Below are 21,379 nucleotides of genomic sequence, written 5' to 3'. Positions count from 1 at the left end.
TTGAAGGCAGCGATCCCGCCTGTCGGGGGCGGGATCGCTGTCAGTACGGCGTGCAGGCTTACTTGGCGATCCAGGCAGCGAAGCGCTGTTCCAGCTCTTCACCGTGGTCGGTCCAGAACTGCAGGCTCAGCTGCACCGCATCCTTGGCATTGGCCGGCGAGGTCGGCAGATTGCCCAGGGTCTTGGCATCCAGCATCTTCAAGGCACCCTTGTTGACCGGGCCGTAGGCGATGTTGTTGGCGTAGACCTTCTGGTTTTCCGGCTGGCTGACGAAGTTGATGAACTTCTCGGCCAGTGCCTTGTTCGGCGAACCCTTCGGGATCACCCAGTAATCCAGGGTGTAGACGCTGCCGGCCCACACCACCTTCAGGTTCTTGCCTTCGCGCTGGGCGGCATCGATGCGGCCGTTGTAGGCATTGGCCATGACCACGTCACCCGAGGCCAGGAACTGCGCCGGCAGGGCACCGGCATCCCACCACTGGATGTTGGGTTTCAATTGATCCAGCTTCTTGAAGGCGCGATCCACGCCTTCCTTGGTGGCCAGGACCTTGTAGACATCCTTGGTCGGCACGCCATCGGCCATGAGTGCGAACTCCAGGTTGTACTGCGCGCTCTTCTTCATGCCGCGCTTGCCGGGGTACTTCTTGGTGTCCCAGAAATCGGCCCAGCCGGTCGGTGCGGTCTTGAGCTTGTCGGCGTTGTAGGCCAGCACGGTGGACCAGACGAAAGCACCCATGCCGCATTCGCTCACCGTCGCTTCGGGGATGTAGTCATCCTTCTTGATGGTCTTGGCCAGGTCGAGCTTTTCGATCAGGCCATCATCACAGGCGCGGGTCAGGTCGCCGCCGTCGATTTCCACCACGTCCCAGCTGACCTTCTTGGCCTCGACCATGGCCTTGACCTTGGCCAGTTCGCCGTTGAATTCAGCCGTCACGACCTTGGTGCCGGTGCTCTTCTGGAAGGGCTCTACGTAAGCGACCTTCTGGGCGTTACCGTTGGCGCCGCCGAAGTTGACCAGGGTCAGTTCTGCGGCAGAGGCCGCGCCGGAAAAGAGCAGGCCCAGGAAGAGCGGGGACAGCAGGGCGGGTGTCAGGCGTTTCATTGTTGTTCCTCGTTGGTTATCGTGCGTGTTGACTGTGTTGAACTAAGGTAGAGCCGAGCGGCAATCTAAGTTGCCTCACTCATCGAGCGGTACTGCAGACCATCAGGTGCGACTAAAGAACAAAAACGGAATAACTCAAAAACTAAGTAAACGGGAGTGTTAGAAAAATCAGAGGAAGCAGCGCAGGCGATCCTGCGCCACATGCAGGACCACGCTGCTGCCCTCGCTCAGTCCTGCCAGTGCCGGGTCGGACAGGGAGAGCTTGACGAAGCAGTCTTCCTGCCCCTTCACCGTGCAGCGCACGCGCACGTGATCCCCAAAATAGATCAACCCGGCGATGGTGGCGCGGATGCTGTTGGGTTCGGCGCTGCCGCCTGCGGCCAGGCGGATGCGTTCGGGGCGTACGCAGGCGGTGATGCTTTGTCCCGCATGGGCGCGATGCAGGTTCAGGCCGGTGACCACGGTGCCATCGGCCAGGCGCACCGTACAGTGTTCGCCCTGTACCGATTCCACGCTGCCCTTGAGACGGTTGTTGTCGCCGATGAAGTTGGCGACGAATTGATTGTCGGGATATTCGTACAACTCGGTGACCGGGGCCAGTTGCTGGATCACGCCCTGGTCAAAGACGGCCACGCGGTCCGACATCGTGAGCGCTTCGCTCTGGTCGTGGGTGACGTAGACGAAGGTCACGCCCAGGCGCTTGTGCAGGGCCTTCAGTTCGAGCTGCATGTGTTCGCGCAACTGCTTGTCGAGTGCGCCCAGTGGTTCATCCATCAACACCAGTTGCGGATCGAACACCAGCGTGCGGGCCAGCGCCACGCGCTGCTGCTGGCCACCGGAGAGCTGGGTCGGATAGCGGTCGCCGAATTTGCCCATCTGCACCATGTCCAGCGCCTGCTTGACCTTGGCTTCGCGGGTGGCGCGATCCATCTTGCGTACCGACAGCGGATAGGCCACGTTCTGCGCGATGGTCATGTGCGGGAACAGCGCATAGTTCTGGAACACCATGCCGATGTTGCGCTTGTGCGGCGGCACGCGATTGAGCAGCTGGCCATCGAGGCGGATCTCGCCGCCGGTCGGGAATTCGAAACCGGCCAGCATCATCAGGCAGGTGGTCTTGCCGGAGCCGGACGGACCCAGCAGGGTCAGGAATTCACCGCGACGAATGTCGAGATCCAGGTTCTTGACGATCAGGTTTTCGCCGTCGTAAGTTTTCTTCACGCCACAGAACTGCACCAGCACGTCAGTGCCGCTGCCGGCGGCCGGCGCGGGTGCTTGCGCCGATTGCTTCATTGCATGAGCTGCCATCATCGATCCTCTCTTCTACGCAGGCCGGAGTCTTGGTCCGGCCCGTCTACCCTGTTCTGAAAGCTGCCTTGCAATGCAAGACTCAGGCCAGCTTGATCGCCTTGGCCAGGATGCCCAGCGCCTCGTCCATGACGGTATCGGGAATCGTCAGCGGGAACAAGAAGCGGATCACGTTGCCGTAGCTGCCGCAGGTCAGCAGCAGCAGGCCGTTGTTCAACGCATGCTGTTGGACCTTCTTGGTGTACTCGGCATCGGGCTTGCCGGTGGCCGGATCGGCAAACTCCACCGCCACCATCGCGCCCACGCCGCGCACTTCGGCGATCTGCGGCACGGCCGAGCGCCATTCGTTCAGGTGTTCCTGCAGCTTGTCACCCAGGCGCTGGCCACGGGCCGGCAGCTTTTCTTCTTCCATCACCTCCAGTACCGCCAGCGCCGACGCCACGGCCAGCGGGTTGCCGGCATAAGTGCCGCCCAGGCCGCCGGGGGCGGGCGCGTCCATGATCTCGGCGCGGCCGTTGACGGCCGACAGCGGCATGCCGCCGGCCAGGCTCTTGGCCATGGTAATCAGGTCGGGCAGGACATCGTAATGTTCCATCGCAAACAATTTGCCGGTACGGCCATAACCGGACTGCACTTCGTCGGCGATCAAGAGGATGCCGTGCTCGTCACAGATGGCGCGCAGCCCGCGCATGAAGTCGGCCGGGGCGGCATAGAAACCGCCTTCGCCCTGTACCGGTTCCAGGATGATGGCGGCCACGCGCTTGGCTTCGATGTCGTTCTTGAAGAGGGCTTTGACCGCATCCAGCGCTTGCTCGGTGGTGATGCCGTGCAAGGCGCTGGGGAAGGGCGCATGGAACACTTCGCCGGGGAAGGGACCGAAGCCCAGCTTGTAGGGCGCGACCTTGCCGGTGAGCGCCATGCCCATCATGGTCCGGCCATGGAAAGCGCCGCCGAAGGCGATCACGCCTGGACGACCGGTGTAGGCGCGGGCGATCTTGATGGCGTTTTCGACCGCTTCGGCGCCGGTGGAGAAGAAGGCGGTCTTCTTGGGATAGTTGCCGGGGGTGACCGCATTGATGCGCTCGGCCAGTTCCACGTAGCTGGCGTAGGGCACGATCTGGTAGGCGGTGTGGGTGAACTTGTCGAGCTGGGCGCGCATGGCGTCGAGCAGCTTGGGATGGCGGTGGCCGGTGTTGAGCACCGCAATGCCGGCGGCGAAGTCGATGAAGCGGCGGCCTTCCACATCCCACAGTTCGGCGTTCGACGCGCGCTCGGCATAGAAGTCGCACATCACTCCCACGCCGCGCGGGGTGGCGGCGTTCTTTCGTTGTTGCAGCTCTTGGTTGGTGGCCTTGCTGGTCATGGCTTGCTCCGATCTTGCTTCGTTGATGCGCCGCAGGGCGCGGAAATGTGCAGCAAATTGCTGAATCGGGAAACAATATAAAACTCCAGTGGCACTGTAATATAGAGCCAATTTCAATTATTTGATGGTGCCACTTGAAACTCGCCTCCTTGTCCGACTATCTGCTGCTGCGCATCAATCGCAGCTCCGCCAAGGCCGCGCCGGGCAAGGGCAAGGCGGCAGCCAGCCGCGAAAGCGGCGCAGCGAAGGCCCCCAAAAACGCCAAGCCTGGCAGCGAGCGCATGCCCGTCAACCGCCAGATTTACCAGTTGATCCGCGAAGCCATCCTGGCCCACACGCTGCCGGCAGGAATGCAATTGCCGTCCTCGCGCGACCTGGCCCTGGAGCTGGGCACCTCGCGCAATACGGTGACCTATGCCTATGAACAATTGCTGGCCGAGGGTTATCTGGAGAGCCGCACCGGTGCCGGGACCTTCGTGGCCGACACGGCGCCGGACCAGATCCCCGAGGCGGTCGAACGCAAGGAGCCGCTGACCGATCCTTCCGGCAAATCCGAACTGTCGGCGCGCGGCGCATTGCTCACACGCCAAGCCGGCGTGGGCGAGCGCCAATGGGGGGCCTTCATGCCGGGCGTGCCCGACGTGACCTGCGTGCCGCACAAGATCTGGGGACGCCTGCAGAACAAGCATTGGCGCCGTTCCAATTCGGACCTGCTGACCTACGGGCCGGGTGCCGGTTATGCCGGCCTGCGCGAGCAGATCGCCGAGTACCTGCGGGTGGCGCGCTCGGTCAATTGCACGCCCTCGCAGGTGCTCATCACCACCGGCATCCACCAGTCCATCGACATCGTGGTCAAGCTGCTGGGCGAACATGGCGATACCGCCTGGGTGGAAGACCCGTGCTACTGGGGCACACGCAGCGTGCTCAATTCGCTGGGCATCCAGTCGGTGCCGATTGCGGTGGACCAGGAAGGCATGCGCATGCGCCTGGCCAACCTGCGCCGGCCACCGCGCTTCATCTGCACCACGCCCTCGCACCAGTATCCGCTGGGCATGGTGATGAGCCTGTCGCGGCGGCGCATGCTGCTGGAGTACGCGGCCACCCACAAGGTGTGGATCATCGAGGATGACTACGACAGCGAATTCCGCTACGGTGGCCGTCCGCTGGCGTCGCTGCAGGGCATGGATACGCAGGACCGGGTGCTGTACATGGGCACCTTCAGCAAGATCATGTTTCCAGGATTGCGCATCGGCTTCCTGGTGGTGCCGGAGTCACTGGCCAAGGCCTTTGCTACCGGCATCGCCGAGCTCTATCGCAACGGCCAGGTGTTCCTGCAAGCCACGCTGGCCGACTTCATGGCCGAGGGCCACTTTGCTTCGCACATCCGCAAGATGCGCGTGCTCTATGCCGAGCGGCTACGATTGCTGCAGCAGTCCATCAATCGCCACTTCGGCGAGAAGATGACCATCACCGGCGGCGAAGCCGGCTTGCACCTGGTGCTGGGCCTGCCGCAGGAATGCGACGACGTGCTCATCTGCGAAGAGGCGCTGGCGGCCGGCATCGTGGTGCGGCCGCTGTCGCGTTACTACATGCATGCGCGCGGCGCACGGCGCGGCCTGCTGCTGGGCTATGCGAGCGTGCCCAATGAGGAGATCGCACGTGCCTTCGACAAGCTGGCTGCGGTGATCAAGCCGCATCTGGCCTGAAGCCGCGGCCGGTGCTGGATGGGGCCGGATTTTCGCTTGTATGAAGAAACTCTTTCGCGGGTCCGGGAGTGGTTGTCGGGTGGGCGCTGTCCTAAGATGCCTGCATCCATTGATCTTCAACGTGAAGGATTTAGCCATGAAAGCCATCATCACCAACCCGCAAGCCCAGGCCATCGACAATGCGGCCTCCCTGACCGAGACCACTTTGCCCGATCCGGTTCCCGGCGAGCATGACCTGCTGGTCGAAGTCAACGCCATCTCCGTCAATCCGGTCGATACCAAGATCCGCGCCAGCGCCAGCGAAGCCCGCGTACTGGGCTGGGATGTGAGCGGTGTGGTACGTGCCGTCGGTGCGGCCGTCACGCTCTTTGCCCCGGGCGACGAAGTGTTCTACGCCGGTGCCATCGATCGTCCCGGCGCCAACAGTGAACTGCACGTGGTGGATGAGCGCATCGTCGGCCGCAAGCCCGCCAGCCTGGGCCACGCTGATGCCGCAGCGATCCCCCTGACCGCGATTACTGCGTGGGAACTGCTGTTCGACCGCGTTGGTGTGAAAGAGGGAGAGGGACAGGGCAAGCGTCTGCTGATCATCGGTGCCGCCGGTGGTGTGGGGTCGATCCTGACCCAGCTGGCGCGCAAGCTGACGCAGCTGACCGTCATCGGCACCGCCTCACGCAAAGAAACGGCGCAATGGGTGAGCGAGTTGGGCGCGCATCACGTGATCGACCACAGCCAGCCCTTCAAGCCGCAGCTGGAGCAGCTGGGTTTTCCGGAAGTGGATATCGTCATCAGCCTGACCCATACCGACCAGCACTATGTGCAGATCATCGACGCACTGGCGCCGCAAGGGCAGCTGGCCCTCATCGATGACCCGGCCACGCTGGACGCGGTGCCGCTCAAGCGCAAGAGCATTTCGCTGCATTGGGAATTGATGTTTACGCGCTCGCTGTTCCAGACCGCTGACATGATCCGTCAACATGAGCTGCTGCAACGGGTGGCGCAACTGCTCGACGAAGGCATGCTGCGCACTACCACGGGCGAGCATTACGGCCGCATCAGTGCCGAGAACCTGCGCCGCGCGCATGCGCTGCTGGAGTCGGGCAAGGCCAAGGGGAAGATCGTGCTGGAAGGGTTTGCCGGCTAAGCCGGGCGGACCGCGGAGCGGCAGGTCCGTCACGGGCAGCCCGCTCCGCCAGTTGGCTTGCCAGTCCGGGCAAGGCCACATTCATGCAGACTTTGCATAAGTTTCTTTTTTGATAACGAATCGGGTTCCATGCCCCATGCATGGTAAATTACGGAGTCCGGACCGGCTCATGGTGTCCGGGCCCTTTGACAACCCCGATAGGAACCCTCGTTGGAAAACATATTGCTGATCGTCGCAGCCTTCTTCCTGGTTGCGTTGAACGGTTTTTTCGTTGCAGCAGAATTCAGTCTGGTCAAGTTGCGTCAAACGCGCATCCGGGCCATCGCAAAGACACAAGGCATGCGCGGCCGCATCCTGGCCGTGGTCCACAACCAGCTGGACGCCTACCTCTCCGCCTGCCAATTGGGCATCACCCTGGCCTCGCTGGGCCTGGGCTGGATCGGTGAACCTGCTTTCGCCCGCTTGCTGGAGCCGCTCTTCTCGCTGGTTGGCGTGACCAACCAGGAGCTGATTCACGGCGTGTCGTTCGTATTCGCCTTCTTCGTCATTTCCTTCCTGCACATCGTGGCCGGTGAACTGGCTCCCAAGTCGATGGCCATCCGCAGTCCCGAGAAGCTGGGCCTGTGGTGTGCCGTGCCGCTGTATGGTTTCTATTGGGGCATGTATCCGCTGATCTGGGTGCTCAATGCCAGCTCCAACTGGCTGCTGCGCGTGGCCGGCCTGGGTGCGGGCCACGGCCACGATGCGCATTATTCCTCGGACGAACTCAAGTTGATCCTGCGCGCAGGCGGTAAGAGCGGCAAGAGTGGCAAGTTCACCCGCGACGAGTGGAACGTGCTGGCGCAGAGCCTGAACTTTGCCGAGCTGGACGTGGCCGACATCATGCGTCCGGCCAGCGAGATCGTCTCCCTGGGCGATGACAAGAGCCTGGAAGAAAACCTCGACATCATTTACCGCAACCGCTATTCGCGCTATCCCTATTTCGATGCCGAGCGCCAGCAGGTGTTGGGCCTGGTGCACCTGAAGGATGTCTTCCTGGCGCAGCAGGATGGTCGCGCCATCAGCAACCTGAAGGATTACCTGCGTCCCGTGCAGTTCATCTCGCCGGCCTTGCCGGCACTGGACCTGCTGCGGCGCTTCCGTACCGGCATGCCGCACTTTGCCATCATCGGCAAGAAGGGCCAGCCGCCGCAGGGCTTCATCACGCTGGACAACATGTTGAGCTTCCTGGTGGGTGAGATCCGCGACGAATTCCGCCACAACACCGGCGAGTGGAGCCGTCAGGACGACGGTACCTTGCTGGGCAAGGGCAGCCTGCCCATCGTGACGCTGGAACACATGCTGGGCATCGACATCGAGTATGACGACAGCATCGACTCGGTCGGCGGCCTGGTGATGGAGAAGCTGGGCGACTTGCCCAAGGAAGGACAGAAGATCGAGTTCGCGGCCTTTGATGTGGTCATCAAGCGCATGTCGGGGCCGAAGATCGTGTTGGTGAAGGTTTACCCGAAGGGTGGCGACGCGCGTGAGTGAATCTCGGGTGGGGCTGGCGGTCTCTTGAAGTTCGCCAGTGGCATCGGTCGAGGCAAGCTGGTTTGTCCGGCCAGCCGTTGACAAGGTCAGTGAATGCGAACAGGCAGGTGGTGGCGAGAGGCCATCACCTGCCTGTTTTTTTTGTGGGGATCGTTCCTGGCTTTTGTTCCTTGCCTTCGGCCAGGAAGCTCGCCGTATAGATCAGGAAGGCTTTGCCGTTGGCATCGGCGCGGTCGTAGTCGGCCACCAACGCAGCGATTTCGCGCTTGAGCAGGCTGCTGGTGGTGCTCGCGCTGTGGCCGCTGAGCAGCCAGGTGATGTCGATCCCGACCAGTATCCGGAGGTAGGTGTCCGCATCGGACAGCTTCAGGACGGTAACGGTCATGGTGGTACTCCCTATAAGGTGACAAGTCGATATCTGCGTCACGCACGGCTGCATCGCACAACGCAAGTCCCCAACCGGACAAAGGATGTGCCGGATGATCAGGCGCCAGACCGGCGCGCAAAGCATGGAGACTTGGTAGGGCGAAAGCCGTGTTCAGTGACAAACGCATGCCATAGTGATGGCGCGCATTTGTCCTGATAAGGGGATCAAGGGAATAAAGCGCAAAAACAAAAAAATATCGAAATGACCTTCTTCGGATTTCGATATTTGCCTCGAACAATTTCTTTTGGTGTCTCGAATATGTTCAAGTGCCGGCGCGAAAATAAAGTGGCATGATCCGCAGAGCCGCCATGGGAGCGGATTTTCAGATGGAGGGTGAATCAATCAAACCGGAAATGAATGAGTAAAGAGAAAATCCGGAAGAACTCGAATAATTTTATTGTGCCGGATTGAAAATAAGTTTTTACGGAGGGGGCTCACGTTCATTCCGGCAATTCCGAAAGTGAAGGGAAACTTGGCTGGAATTGGCCAATGACCGTGAATCGAGGGTCGTCACATTCCGCGTTTCCATAAAAAATGGCTCCCGAACATGCATCCGGGAGCCATCTTCAAGCGAAGGGAAGCAAACGCTTCAGCGCTTCAGCGCATCAGAACCCCATCGTTCGTCCATCCGGATTGCGCGGGTCCGAGAAGCCATCGAAGCCATCCTGGCGGATCTGGATGGTATGGGTGCGGCCCATGGAAGGCTGCACGCTGATCTTCTGGCCCTTGTCCTGCAGGATCTTGAGCGTATCGGCCGACAAGCCCTTTTCAACGCGCAGCTGGTCCGGTGCCCACTGGTGGTGGATACGCGGCGTGATGGTGGCTTCGGCCACGTTCATGTCGTGGTCGATCACGTTGAGGATGGTCTGCAAGGTGGTGGTGATGATGCGGCTGCCACCCGGGCTGCCGGTGACCAGGAAGGGCTTGCCATCCTTGAGCACGAAGGTCGGCGACATCGACGACAGCGGACGCTTGTAGGGGCCGACCGCGTTGGCGTCCCCACCGATGAGGCCGAACGCATTGGGCACGCCCGGCTTGGCGGCGAAGTCATCCATCTCGTTGTTCAAGGTGATGCCGGTGCCAGTGGCGACGATACCGCTGCCGAAGTTCAGGTTCAGCGTGTAGGTGGTGGCGACCAGGTTGCCGTCCTTGTCGGCCACCGAGTAGTGGGTGGTCTGGTCGCTTTCATACGGCTGCGGCTGGCCCGGCTTGATCTCGGTGGAGGGCGTGGCGCGGTCCGGGTTGATCTTCTTGGCCAGTTCGTCGGCATAGGCGCGCGAGGTCAGGCCCTTGACCGGAACCTTGGTGAAATCCGGATCGCCCAGGTATTCGGAGCGGTCGGCATAGGCCAGCTTCATGGTTTCGGCCATCAGGTGGATGGTCTGGGCGCTGTCGGCACCGTATTGCTTCAGGGGGTAGCGTTCCAGGATGTTCATCATCTGGATGATGTGCACGCCGCCCGAGCTCGGCGGCGGCATCGACATGACCTGGTAGCCGCGATAGTTGCCGGAGACCGGCACGCGTTCGACGACCTTGTAGTTCTTCAGGTCCTCGGCGGTGATGAGGCCGCCGTGCTTGTCCATCTCGGCCACGATCTTCTTGGCGATGGCGCCGTCATAGAAGGCCTTCGGACCTTCCTTGGCGATCAGGCGCAGCGACTTGGCCAGGTCCTTCTGGACCAGCATTTCGCCTTCCTTGAGCGGACGGCCTTCCTTGAAGAAGATCGCCTTGGACGAATCCCACTGGCCCAGGTGTTCGCGCTCGGCCGAGAGGATCAGCGCCAGGCTGCGGCTGACCGGATAACCCTTTTCGGCCAGTTCGATGGCCGGCTGGATCACCTGCGACAGCTTCATCGTGCCGTACTTGGAGAGCGCATGCGACAGGCCCGCCACGGTGCCGGGTACGCCCACGGCCAGGTGGGTGTAGAGCGAACGGCCGGGCACCACGTTGCCCTTGTCGTCCAGGTACATGTTGCGGGTGGCGCGCTGCGGGGCCATCTCGCGGAAGTCCAGTGCCACGTTCTTGCCGGTCTTGGCGTCGTGGATCATCATGAAACCGCCGCCGCCGATGTTGCCCGCATTGGGCAGCACCACGGCCAGCGCGAAGCCTACGGCTACGCCGGCGTCGACGGCATTGCCGCCCTTCTTGAGGATGTCCACGCCGACCTTGGTGGCCAGCTCCTGCTCGGTGGCCACCATGCCGTGCTGGCTGTGGACCGGGCTGATGATGTCATAGGTCAGGTCGTACTTGACCACGGGGGCCGACGGCGCGGCCGTCTGGGCCGAGGCCGGCAAGAAGGCCAGCGCGCCGCACAGCGGCAGCAGGGCCATGGCGGCGGGTTTGCAAAGACCGGTGAATGTCTGCATGAGGGTTGCTCCTGGTGATCTGGACTTGGAAATGTACATATTATTTATATGGATGTCGTCTGCGGGGCTGCATCCCTGCATCAGCGGACTGCTGTGCTGCTGCATTCTTGCAGAGCAGAACGACACCGGGAGATTGTAGAGAATGGCGATTTTCTGTCCAGAGCCAGGAGCCGGCGATGGGTGGATTATTGACGCCGATTCGTCCACGGATGTGGGGGATGCAGGTGCGAGCGTGAATGCGAACGGTCTCAGGTACTCTCGCGTACCGCCAGCTCGAAGCCGAGATCGAGCCGCCCCTTGGGAATGTCTTCGCCCTTGAGCTGGCGCACCAGCATCTCGGCCGACTTGTAGCCGATGTCATAACGCGGCGTGACCACGGTAGTGATGGAGGGCGTGGCGCAAGCTGCCCAGGAGAGATCGTTGAAGCCTGCAATGGCCATTTCGCGCGGCACGCTGATGCCCTGGCGCTGGCATTCAAACAGCGCGCCCAGGGCCAGGTCATCATTGCAGCAGAACACGGAGTCGCACTCCGGGTGCTGCTGCAGCACGCGCCGCAGCAACTGTGCGCCCATGTCGACCGTGGTCGGCTCGGGCAGCAGTACTTCAATCTCGGGCGTGATCCCGGCTTCCAGCAAACCTTTGCGGAAACCCTCGCGGCGCTTCATCATGCGCGGGTCGAGCTGGGCCGCCAGGAACGCCGGGCGCCGGTAGCCGCGCTCCACCAGGTGCCGGGCCACCGCGTGCCCGGCGCGCGTCTGCGAGAACCCCACCGAGAAATCATGCTGGCTGCGCCCCAGGTCTAACATGCGTACCGCCGGGATGTCGCGGCTGCCCGGGCGCGCCTGCAGGATGTCGTGCTGCTCGCTGCTGGAGAGCAGGAAACCGGCTGGTGCATGGGCCAGGTAGGTGGCGATGAGCTGCTCTTCCTTGGCCCGCACGTAGCCGGTCTCGCCGATCAGGAACTGGTAGCCGGCGCCGGCCAGGTAGTCACGGATGCCGGACAGCGTCTCGATGAAGACCGCATTGGTCAGCGACGGCACCAGCACCGCGATCACCTGCGAACGTGCAGAAGCCAGCGTCGAGGCGGCCTGGTTGGGCACATAGCCCAGGCGATCGATGGCTTCCAGGATGCGCTGGCGCGACTGTTCCTGCACCAGGCCGGGATTTTTCAGCGCCCGGGAGACCGTCATCGGGCTCACCCCGGCCTCGGCCGCCACGTCGATGATGGTGACGCGCCCGGTAGCGCGGCTGCCGCGCACGGCGGGTAGGGACTTCGGCTTGGACTTGGGTGCTGCGCGCTGGGTCATGGATGCGGGGGAGGGCGGTCATTCAGGGTGGCGACATGATACCTGCTTGCGGGGGCCTCTTGGCGTCCGGGAAGTCCCTTCCGGTGTTTCTGCAAAACAATTTATCTCCCTGCGACGCCCCGTCAGGCCACGCTTCTGACGCACCGCAACACAACAAGTGTTTGACCCGTGCAAAATGTTAGCGTTATCATCGCGCCCCATGTTAACGCTAACATCCGTACCTCCGGGCACACGGCGGCGGAGCTGGCGGCGGCATACCACACTCAGGAACGGAACTCAGTGCAGCCCTCGTGGGTTCCTCAATAAAACACTACGCAGATAGTGCAGATGTCCGTGCCTTCCCCAGGAGAGGCCGCAGGAGACGCTCGCCCTACCGCCATGCGCGGGGCCGCGCCGCTGCGGTGAACCGGGGATCGTGCGCCATCGGCTATCGGCAATCGGAGATCCCATGCTGGGCATGAGCCACGACGCCACCTTGCTGTTCAATGCAGTCATTGCGATCCTCGCGCTGATCCTCATGATCACGCGCCTGCGCATCCATCCCTTCATCGCCCTGACCATCACCTCGGGCTTCCTTGGGCTGATCTCCGGCATGCCGCTGCCCAAGATCGTCAAGTCTTTCCAGGACGGCTTCGGCGGCGTGCTGGGTTTCGTCGGCATCGTGCTGGGCCTGGGTACCATGCTGGGCAAGCTGATGGCCGAGTCCGGCGGCGCTGACCAGATTTCCCAGACGCTGGTGCGCGCCTTCGGCCGCGAGCGCGTGCACTGGGCCATGATGATGGGCGCCTTCCTGGTCGGCATTCCGCTGTTCTTCGAGATCGGCTTCGTGCTGCTGATCCCGCTGGTGTTCATCGTGGCGCGCCGCTCGGGCGTGCCGCTGTTCAAGATCGGCATGCCCATGCTGGCCAGCCTGTCGGTGATGCACGGCCTGGTGCCGCCGCATCCGGGCCCGCTCTTGGCCATCGGCATCTTCGGCGCCGACATCGGCAAGACCATCTTCTACGGTCTGCTGGTGGGCCTGCCGACCGTCATCATCGCCGGCCCGCTGTTCGGTGCCTTCATCTCGCGCTACGTCGACATCAAGCCCTCCGAGGAACTGATGGCGCAACTGGCGCGTGAGCCGCAGACCACCAACCTGCCGGGCTTCACCACCACCCTGGTGACGGTGCTGCTGCCGGTGTTCCTGATGCTGCTCAAGACCTTCGTCGACGTCACCCTGCCGGAAGGCCACGCCGTGCGCGACCTGATGGACTTCATCGGCAACCCCATCGTGGCCCTGCTGGCCGCACTGCTGCTGGCGATCTGGACCTTCGGCATCGCCCGTGGCTTCACCCGCCAGCAAGTGCTGAAATTCGTGGACCAGAGCCTGGCCCCGACTGCGGCCATCGTGCTCATCATCGGTGCCGGCGGCGGCTTCAAGCAGATGCTGGTGAACTCCGGCGTGGGCACTGCCATCGGCCAGCTGGCCGTGCATGCGCAAATCTCGCCCCTGCTGCTGGCCTGGTTCGTGGCTGGCGTGATCCGCGTGGCCACCGGTTCGGCCACCGTCGCCACCATCACCGGTGCCGGCATCGTCGCGCCGCTGGTGGCCCTGATCCCCGGCACCAACAAGGAACTGCTGGTGCTGGCCACCGGCGCCGGTTCGCTGATCCTGTCGCACGTCAACGATGCGGGCTTCTGGCTGGTCAAGGAATACTTCAACATGAGCGTCGGTGAAACCTTCAAGACCTGGACGGTGATGGAAACGCTGATCTCGGTTGTTGCTATCATCTTCATCATGTTGCTCAACCTGGTCGTCTAAGACTGAATGCAACGCCCGGCTGGTCCGGGCGTCTTGCTTTGTTTCTCAAGGAAAATTCACATGTCCTCTTCCGCACCCTACATGCTCGGCGTCGATATCGGCACCACCAGCACCAAGACCGTGGTCTTCACGCTCGATGGCAAGGTGGTGGCCCAGCATGCAGAGGAATACCCGGTCCTCTGTACCGAACCGGGCATGGCGGAACAGGACCCGGAGCAGATTGTCGCCGCCGCGCTGGCCTCCATCGCAGGCGCCGTCAAGGCCGCCAAGGCCGCACCGCAGGAGATCGCGCTGCTATCCTTCAGCGCGGCCATGCACAGCGTCATCGCGCTGGACGCCGACAATCGCCTGCTCTCCAACAGCATCACCTGGGGCGATATCCGCGCCTCGGTCTGGGCTGAACGCATCAAGCACGAGCACGACGGCAATGCCATCTACCGCCGTACCGGTACGCCCATCCACCCCATGTCGCCCCTGTGCAAGCTGATGTGGATGCGCCATGAAAAGCCTGAAGTCTTCAACCGGGCCGCGCGCTTCGTCGGCATCAAGGAATACCTGCTGTACCAGCTCTTCGGCCAGTGGGTGGTGGACCACTCCATCGCCTCGGCCACCGGCATGTTCAACCTGCGCGAGCTGGCCTGGGACCAGGGGGCGCTGGAATTGCTGGGTGTACGTCCCGAACAATTGCCCACCCCGGTCCCGACCACGCACCGCCTGCCGGCGCTTTCGCCGGAGATGGCGCAGCGCCTGGGGCTGTCGGTGGACACTCCCTTCATCATCGGCGCCAATGACGGCGTGCTTTCCAACCTGGGCGTGAACGCCATCGAGATCGGCCATGTGGCCGTGACCATTGGTACCTCCGGCGCCATGCGTACCGTGATCGATGAGCCGCTCACCGATCCGCATGGCCGCCTGTTCTGTTATGCACTGACCGAAAAACACTGGGTGGTCGGTGGCCCCGTCAACAATGGCGGCAACATCTTCCGCTGGGTGCGCGATGAACTGGCTACCGCCGAAGCGGCGGCGGCGCGTGAAGAGGGCGTCGATCCCTATGAGGCCCTGACCCGCATCGCCGAGAAGGTGCGCCCCGGTGCCGAAGGATTGCTGTTCCATCCCTTCATGGCCGGCGAGCGTGCCCCGCTGTGGAATGCCGACCTGCGCGGCTCCTTCTTCGGCCTGGCCCTGCATCACGGCAAGCACCACATGATCCGCGCCGCCCTGGAAGGGGTGATCTTCAACCTCTACAGCATCCTGCCCGCGCTGGAAGAACTGGTCGGCCCGACCAAGCGCATGATGGCCACCGGCGGCTTTGCCCGCTCGGCCCTGTGGCGGCAGATGATGGCCGACATCTTCAACCGCGAGGTGGTGGTGCCCGAGAGCGTGGAATCGTCCTGCCTGGGCGCGGCCGTGCTGGGCGCCTGGGCACTGGGCCTGCTGCCGTCGCTGTCGGTGATCTCCGGCATGGTCGGCTCCACCAACCATCACGCTCCCGAGGCCGAGGCGGTCGCCGTCTATGGCCGCCTGCAACCCATCTTTGCAGCCATTCCGGCCAAACTGGAGGCGGAATATCACGCTATCGCCGCCTTCCAGCGCGAGACTGGAAAGCAGCACTGAGTCCTGTTTTGCGCCATCAAGGGCAAGGCAGGTGTTGACACTGAAATTTCCGACAAGAAGAAAGAGACATCATGACCATCAAGACCACCCCCTTGCCCGCAGGGTTGCAGGGCTTTTCGCTGGAAGGCAAGCTGGCGCTGATCACCGGTTCCTCCGGTGGCATCGGCCTGGCGCTGGCACGCGGCATGGCCCAGGCTGGCGCGGCCATCGTGCTCAACGGACGCGATGCCGGCAAGCTCGCCACCGTCGCGGCGCAATTGCGTGCCGAGGGCCACACCATTCATGAAGCCAGCTTCGATGCCACCGTCAATGACGAAGTCAAGGCGGCGGTACAGAAGATCGAAAGCGAGATCGGTGCCATCGGCATCCTGGTCAACAACGCCGGCATCCAGCGCCGCAATCCGCTGGAGGAGTTCAAGGAATCGGACTGGCACGACCTGATCAACACCAACCTGAACAGCGTCTTCTATGCCGCCCAGGCGGTAGCGCGCCACATGATCCCGCGCGGCGCGGGCAAGATCATCAATATCTGCTCGGTGCAGAGCGAACTGGGCCGTCCCGGCATCGCCCCCTATACCGCCACCAAGGGCGCGGTGAAGATGTTCACCAAGGGCATGGCCATCGACTGGGGCAAGTACGGCATCCAGGTCAACGGCCTGGGTCCCGGCTACTTCAAGACCGAGATGAACATGGCCCTGGTCAACGATGCCAAGTTCACCGACTGGCTGGTGGGCCGCACCCCTTCGCGCCGCTGGGGCGATGTGGAAGACCTGGTGGGCGCGGCCGTGTTCCTGGGCAGCGATGCCTCGCGCTTCGTCAACGGCCACATCCTCTACGTGGATGGCGGCGTGACCGCTACCTTGTAAATCATTGAGATCATTTCGGAGACAAACATGCAACAAGGCCTCGTCATCCATGCACCGCACGACCTGCGCATCCAGCCGCTGGAGTCCGCCCCCCTGCAACCGCAGCAACTGAAGGTCAAGGTCAAGGCCGGCGGTATCTGCGGCTCGGACCTGCACTACTATCATCACGGCGGTTTCGGCGTGGTGCGCATCAAGGAACCGATGGTGCTGGGCCATGAAGTCTCGGGCCAGATCGCCGAAGTGGGTTCGGCCATCACCGACATCGCACCCGGCACGCGCATCGCCATCTCGCCCAGCCGCCCCTGCGGCGTTTGCAAGTACTGCCAGGAAGGCAAGCAGAATCATTGCCTGGACATGCGCTTCTACGGCAGTGCCATGCGCACCCCGCACGTACAGGGTGCGTTCCGCCAGGAAATCATCATCGAACGTGCGCAGGCCCACATCGTGGCCGACCATGTCACCGATGGCGAAGCGGCCATGGCCGAGCCGCTGTCGGTGGCGCTGCACGCGGTGCGCCGTGCCGGTCCGCTGGTGGGCAAGCGGGTGCTGGTGACCGGCTGCGGTCCCATCGGCGCCCTGGTGGTGGTGGCGGCACGCCGCGCCGGTGCGCTGGAAGTGGTGGTCACCGATGTGGCCAGCATGCCCTTGCAAGCGGCCCTGCAGGTGGGTGCCGACCGCGCCATCAACATGGCCGAGACGCCCGATGCCTTGAAGGCCTTTGCCGCCGACAAGGGGACTTTCGATGTCCTCTTCGAAGCCAGCGGCAATGAACGTGCGCTGGTGGGCGCGCTGGAAGCGCTGCGTCCGCAAGCCGTCATCGTGCAGGTCGGGCTGGGGGGCGACATCCAGTTCCCCGCCAACCTGCTGGTGGGCAAGGAACTGGATTGGCGCGGTGCCTTCCGTTTCCATGAGGAGTTTGCCATGGCGGTGGAACTGATGAACCGCAAGCTGGTGGACGTGAAGCCCCTGATCACCGCGACCTATCCCATCGCCCAGGCGGTGGAGGCCTTCGAGATCGCTGGTGACCGGTCGAAGATGATGAAGGTGCAGATCAGTTTTGACTGAGCCCGCATGGTGGCTTCCTTGCGGGGCTGCCGTCAGGGAAAGTGAGAACGCCATCGCGCAGTGTTGCGCGGTGGCATTTTTGTTTTTCCCGCCCTGCAGGGTGGATGCCGGCCTTGATTGACAAGCCTGGCTGCGCGCTATAAGTTCGTTGCCAAAACGGCAGCGCGCGGCTCGGAGGGGGGCGCGCTCTGGCATACCGCCATCGCCACACCTCTGGGGGGAGGAAATCATGTCCAGGCCAGGACTTCGCACCTTGACCGTCGGCCAGCGCCTGTCGGTGCTGATCCTGCTGGCCTTGCTGGGGCTGGTCGCCACGGCCGCCGTCAGCTTGCGCCAGATCGAGAATGTCTACCAGGCGGCCAGTTACGCCCAGGTCAATACGGTGCCCAGCGTGACCACGCTTGATGATGCACAGGCCGCCTTCAATGCCATCCAGGGACGCATTTACCAATACCTGTTCAATCACGATCCGCACGACCGCGCCCGCTTGCTGCAGGAGATCGAAGTGCAGCGCACGCGGTTGAACCGGCATCTCAAACTGTACGCGGAGGCTTACATCACCGATGAGACCGATGGCGCGATGCTGGCCGATGTCCAGGCCCGCATCGTCGCCTTCGAGGAAGTGGTGCGACGGCTTTTGGCGGTGGCTGATGCAGACCGCATCGAGGACAGCCTGTCGCAAGCGATGCTGGAGTTCCGGGCGGGCGTTGATGGCGTCCAGGTGACCTTTGGGCGACATCGTTCCTACAACATCGCCTTGGGGGAAGCCGGTGCCCTCAGCGCACGGGAGATCATCCGCGACGCCCTGGAGAACGTGCTGCAGGTGGCCGGCGGCGTGCTGCTGGCCATGCTGTTGGCGGGATGGGTGCTCACCCGCACCCTGCTGCGCCAGATGGGCGGCGAGCCCGGCGACGTGGTGACGGTGATGCAGCGCCTGTCCGATGGTGATCTGGTCCAGAAGGTCAGCCTGAAGTCCCGCTGCAGCGACAGCATGATGCATGCGATCCAGAAAACGATGACGCGCCTGGCCCAGGTCGTGACCGAGGTGCGCGACAACGCCGAAGGGCTGGTCAGCACGGCCGAAGAGGTGAGTGCGACGGCGCAAGCGCTCTCGCGCGCCTCCAGCGAGCAGGCCATCGGTGTGGAACAGACCAGCGAAGCGCTGGCCCGGATCCATGCCTCCATCCTCAGCACCGCCCGGAACGCCCGCCAGACCGACCAGATCGCTGCGGCCGCAGCGCTGGAAGCACGTCAATGTGCAGAAACGGTCAGGCAGATGGTAGTAGCCATCCAGCAGATTGCCGGCAAGATCGAAGTCATCGATGACATCGCTTACCAGACCAACCTGCTGGCCTTGAATGCCACCATCGAGGCCGCCCATGCGGGCGAGCACGGCAGCGGCTTTGCGGTGGTGGCGGCCGAAGTGCGGCGGCTGGCCGAGCGCAGCCAGTCAGCGGCCCAGGAGATCGATGCGGTAGCGCGCGAGAACGTGGCCCTGGCCTGCGCGGCCGAACGGCAATTGGATGACATGGTGCCGACCATTGCCCGCACCTCGGCCCTGGTGCAGGACATCGTGCAGACAGCGGATCAACAATCAGACGCCGTCAGCCAGATCAGTGCCGCCGCCAGCGAGCTGGCCCAGGTGATCCAGCAGAATTCGCTGAGTTCGGAAGAACTGGCGGTGACCTCGGAAGAACTCAACCGGCGTGCCATCCACTTGCAGACGACGGTGGGTTTTTTCCAATGCCAGCTGGTGCGGGGAATGCGGGCCAGCCTGGCGTAGATGGCAACAAGGCGAGCACGCAGGTGCTCGCCTTGTGATGGGGGCCGGCTGGCGGGCTGTGCGTTAGTTCAACGCAGGCCGTCCACGATCTGTTCCAGCTTCACTGCATCGGCCGCGAACTGGCGGATGCCTTCGGCCAGTTTTTCGGTGGCCATCGCGTCGCCGTTCAAGGCCAGGCGGAAAGCCTTTTCGTCCAGCGAGATGCGCTCGATATCGGCGGCATCGGCCGCTTCCTTGCTCAGCTTGCGCTCGACCGGTGCGTCGGACTCGGCCAGCTTCTGCAGCAGGTCCGGGCTGATGGTCAGCAGGTCGCAACCGGCCAGTTCCACGATCTGCGAGGTATTGCGGAAGCTTGCGCCCATCACTTCGGTGGTGTAGCCGAACTTGCGGTAGTAGTTGTAGACCGACTTGACCGACTGTACGCCCGGATCATCGCTGCCGGTGTAGTCCTGGCCGGTGGACTTCTTGTACCAGTCATAGATGCGGCCGACGAAGGGCGAGATCAGCTGGACACCGGCTTCGGCGCAGGCGATGGCTTGCGGCAGCGAGAACAGCAGCGTCAGGTTGCAGCGGATGCCATCCTTTTCCAGGATCTCGGCGGCACGGATGCCTTCCCAGGTGGAGGCGATCTTGATCAACACGCGCTCGCGGGCAATGCCGGCTTCTTCGTACAGGCGGATCAGTTCGCGTCCCTTGGCCACCGTGCCTTCGGTATCGAAGGACAGGCGCGCATCGGTCTCGGTGGAGACGCGGCCCGGGATCAGCTTCAGGATTTCCAGGCCGAAGGCAATCAGCAGGCGGTCGATGATTTCATCGGTGCTCTTGCCGGCATGCGCCTTGACGACCGACTCCAGCAGCGGCTTGTACTCCGCCTTCTGCACGGCTTTGAGGATCAGCGAGGGATTGGTGGTGGCATCCTGCGGGGCGAAGGCCTTCATCGCCTGGAAGTCGCCGGTATCGGCCACGATGGTGGTGTACTGCTTCAACTGGTCAAGCTGGCTCATGGAAAGTCCTGTTGCTAAAGAGAATGAAGGGGACAACGGCATTGTACGCATTGGCGCTGCGCTGTCTGTCGGTCAATGACTGATCCTTGATCCGTCGCAGTCCTCTCAACGGAAGAAGGAATCGAATTGCATGTCGAATTTCTGCAGCGATTTCTGGGCGTTCTGCATCTTCTTGCGGAATTCCGGTCCGCGCCGCAGGGCCAGGCCCACGGCGAGGATGTCGATCACCACCAGGTGCGCCAGGCGCGCCGAGATGGGGGTATAGGGATCGATATTGAAGGACAGGTCGATGGGCACCAATACGGTGGCCAGTTCGGCCAGCGGGGTGCCGGACGGGCCCAGCACGATGATGTCGGCACCGCCCTTGCGCGCCAGCTGGATCGAGCGCAGCAGGGCGGCATTGCCACCACGCTGCGAGATCGCCACCACGCAGTCGCCGGCCTTGAGCAGCGAGGCTGCGATGCTGTGGATGTGCGGGTCGGAGTAAGCCACCGTGGGCACGCCCGAGCGGAAGAACTTGTGCTGCGCGTCGTTGGCCACGATGCCGGAGGTCCCCTGGCCGTAGAACTCGATCTTGTTGGCCCGCGCCAGCACGTCCAGCGCCAGCTGGATCGCATCCGGGTTCAGGTGGTTGCGCAGATCCAGCAGCGTGTTGATGGAGCGGCTGCAGATCTTGTTGACCAGGTCGGCCGCCAGGTCATCCTGCGCCAGCGTCTCATCGGCACCGGGCAGGGCCAGCGCCAGGCTCTGCGCGAGTTTCAACTTGAAGTCGTGCCAGCCCTCGTAGCCGATGGCGCGGCAGAAGCGGATCACGGTGGGTTCCGAGACCTCGGCATTCTTGGCCAGCGCCGTCAGGTTCTCCGCCAAGGCCAGCTGCGGGTTGGCGAGGATGGTCGCCGCCACTTTCTTCTCCGACTTGGAGAGGGAGTTGATGTGGGTGCGAATGGAATCGAGCAGCATGGACATGGCAGTGGCCTGGTGACACTAAGC

16 protein-coding genes are annotated in these 21,379 nt (G+C 63.0%); 8 read left to right on the top strand and 8 right to left on the bottom strand.

Annotated elements, in window-relative coordinates; all coding sequences use genetic code 11:
* Positions 1-58 precede the first annotated feature (58 nt).
* The 3 genes from CEJ45_RS11830 to CEJ45_RS11820 form a co-directional block, all read right to left on the bottom strand.
* Complete coding sequence (locus CEJ45_RS11830) at positions 59-1,102, bottom strand: ABC transporter substrate-binding protein (RefSeq protein WP_034341078.1); 1,044 nt, start codon at positions 1,100-1,102, stop codon at positions 59-61.
* A gap of 168 nt (positions 1,103-1,270) precedes the next feature.
* Positions 1,271-2,395 carry an ABC transporter ATP-binding protein gene (locus CEJ45_RS11825; RefSeq protein ID WP_187697671.1) on the bottom strand — a complete coding sequence of 375 codons (1,125 nt, stop codon included), beginning with the start codon at positions 2,393-2,395 and terminating at the stop codon, positions 1,271-1,273.
* Between the two features lie 97 nt (positions 2,396-2,492).
* Positions 2,493-3,773, bottom strand: a complete 1,281-nt coding sequence (locus tag CEJ45_RS11820) for a 4-aminobutyrate--2-oxoglutarate transaminase (protein WP_088755305.1) — start codon at positions 3,771-3,773, stop codon at positions 2,493-2,495.
* A 134-nt stretch (positions 3,774-3,907) separates the two neighbouring features.
* Between CEJ45_RS11820 and pdxR the strand changes: the two genes are divergently transcribed.
* The 3 genes from pdxR (at position 3,908) to CEJ45_RS11805 (ending at position 8,156) form a co-directional block, all read left to right on the top strand.
* On the top strand, positions 3,908-5,479 hold the full coding sequence (pdxR, locus tag CEJ45_RS11815) for a MocR-like pyridoxine biosynthesis transcription factor PdxR (protein WP_088755304.1): 1,572 nt from the start codon (positions 3,908-3,910) through the stop codon (positions 5,477-5,479).
* Positions 5,480-5,615: 136 nt separating this feature from the next.
* On the top strand, positions 5,616-6,623 hold the full coding sequence (locus tag CEJ45_RS11810; protein ID WP_088755303.1) for a zinc-binding alcohol dehydrogenase family protein: 1,008 nt from the start codon (positions 5,616-5,618) through the stop codon (positions 6,621-6,623).
* A 210-nt stretch (positions 6,624-6,833) separates the two neighbouring features.
* A complete protein-coding gene (locus CEJ45_RS11805) occupies positions 6,834-8,156 on the top strand; it encodes a hemolysin family protein (RefSeq protein WP_088755302.1) in 1,323 nt (440 codons plus the stop codon).
* Between the two features lie 124 nt (positions 8,157-8,280).
* On the opposite strand, the gene CEJ45_RS11800 is transcribed toward CEJ45_RS11805, so the two are convergent.
* From CEJ45_RS11800 to gntR, 3 genes are all read right to left on the bottom strand, one after another.
* Entirely contained in the window at positions 8,281-8,541 is a 261-nt protein-coding gene (locus CEJ45_RS11800) for a hypothetical protein (RefSeq protein ID WP_187697668.1), read from the bottom strand.
* Positions 8,542-9,188: 647 nt separating this feature from the next.
* Entirely contained in the window at positions 9,189-10,949 is a 1,761-nt protein-coding gene (gene ggt, locus CEJ45_RS11795) for a gamma-glutamyltransferase (RefSeq protein WP_088755301.1), read from the bottom strand.
* A gap of 248 nt (positions 10,950-11,197) precedes the next feature.
* Positions 11,198-12,256 carry an HTH-type transcriptional regulator GntR gene (gene gntR, locus CEJ45_RS11790; protein WP_088755300.1) on the bottom strand — a complete coding sequence of 353 codons (1,059 nt, stop codon included), beginning with the start codon at positions 12,254-12,256 and terminating at the stop codon, positions 11,198-11,200.
* 448 nt (positions 12,257-12,704) lie between these two features.
* Here gntR and CEJ45_RS11785 point away from each other — a divergent pair, with 448 nt between their 5' ends.
* The 5 genes from CEJ45_RS11785 (at position 12,705) to CEJ45_RS11765 (ending at position 19,385) form a co-directional block, all read left to right on the top strand.
* Positions 12,705-14,057: a GntP family permease gene (locus CEJ45_RS11785; RefSeq protein WP_034334060.1), complete on the top strand. Its 1,353-nt coding sequence runs from the start codon at positions 12,705-12,707 to the stop codon at positions 14,055-14,057.
* Between the two features lie 60 nt (positions 14,058-14,117).
* A complete protein-coding gene (gene gntK, locus CEJ45_RS11780; protein WP_088755299.1) occupies positions 14,118-15,671 on the top strand; it encodes a gluconokinase in 1,554 nt (517 codons plus the stop codon).
* Positions 15,672-15,742: 71 nt separating this feature from the next.
* Complete coding sequence (locus CEJ45_RS11775; protein WP_088755298.1) at positions 15,743-16,537, top strand: SDR family NAD(P)-dependent oxidoreductase; 795 nt, start codon at positions 15,743-15,745, stop codon at positions 16,535-16,537.
* Between the two features lie 27 nt (positions 16,538-16,564).
* On the top strand, positions 16,565-17,602 hold the full coding sequence (locus CEJ45_RS11770) for an L-idonate 5-dehydrogenase (protein WP_088755297.1): 1,038 nt from the start codon (positions 16,565-16,567) through the stop codon (positions 17,600-17,602).
* Between the two features lie 229 nt (positions 17,603-17,831).
* Positions 17,832-19,385: a methyl-accepting chemotaxis protein gene (locus tag CEJ45_RS11765; RefSeq protein WP_187697667.1), complete on the top strand. Its 1,554-nt coding sequence runs from the start codon at positions 17,832-17,834 to the stop codon at positions 19,383-19,385.
* A 68-nt stretch (positions 19,386-19,453) separates the two neighbouring features.
* Here CEJ45_RS11765 and tal read toward each other — a convergent pair whose 3' ends face one another.
* Positions 19,454-20,389 carry a transaldolase gene (gene tal / locus CEJ45_RS11760; protein ID WP_088755295.1) on the bottom strand — a complete coding sequence of 312 codons (936 nt, stop codon included), beginning with the start codon at positions 20,387-20,389 and terminating at the stop codon, positions 19,454-19,456.
* 105 nt (positions 20,390-20,494) lie between these two features.
* Complete coding sequence (locus tag CEJ45_RS11755; RefSeq protein ID WP_034310514.1) at positions 20,495-21,349, bottom strand: SIS domain-containing protein; 855 nt, start codon at positions 21,347-21,349, stop codon at positions 20,495-20,497.
* Positions 21,350-21,379: the final 30 nt, after the last annotated feature.

It is taken from the genome of Herbaspirillum aquaticum (genome assembly GCF_002213425.1).
Lineage (GTDB): Bacteria > Pseudomonadota > Gammaproteobacteria > Burkholderiales > Burkholderiaceae_D > Herbaspirillum > Herbaspirillum aquaticum.
The sequence above is the reverse complement of the archived record's forward strand: the minus strand, read 5'-3'. Positions and strand labels throughout refer to the sequence as shown.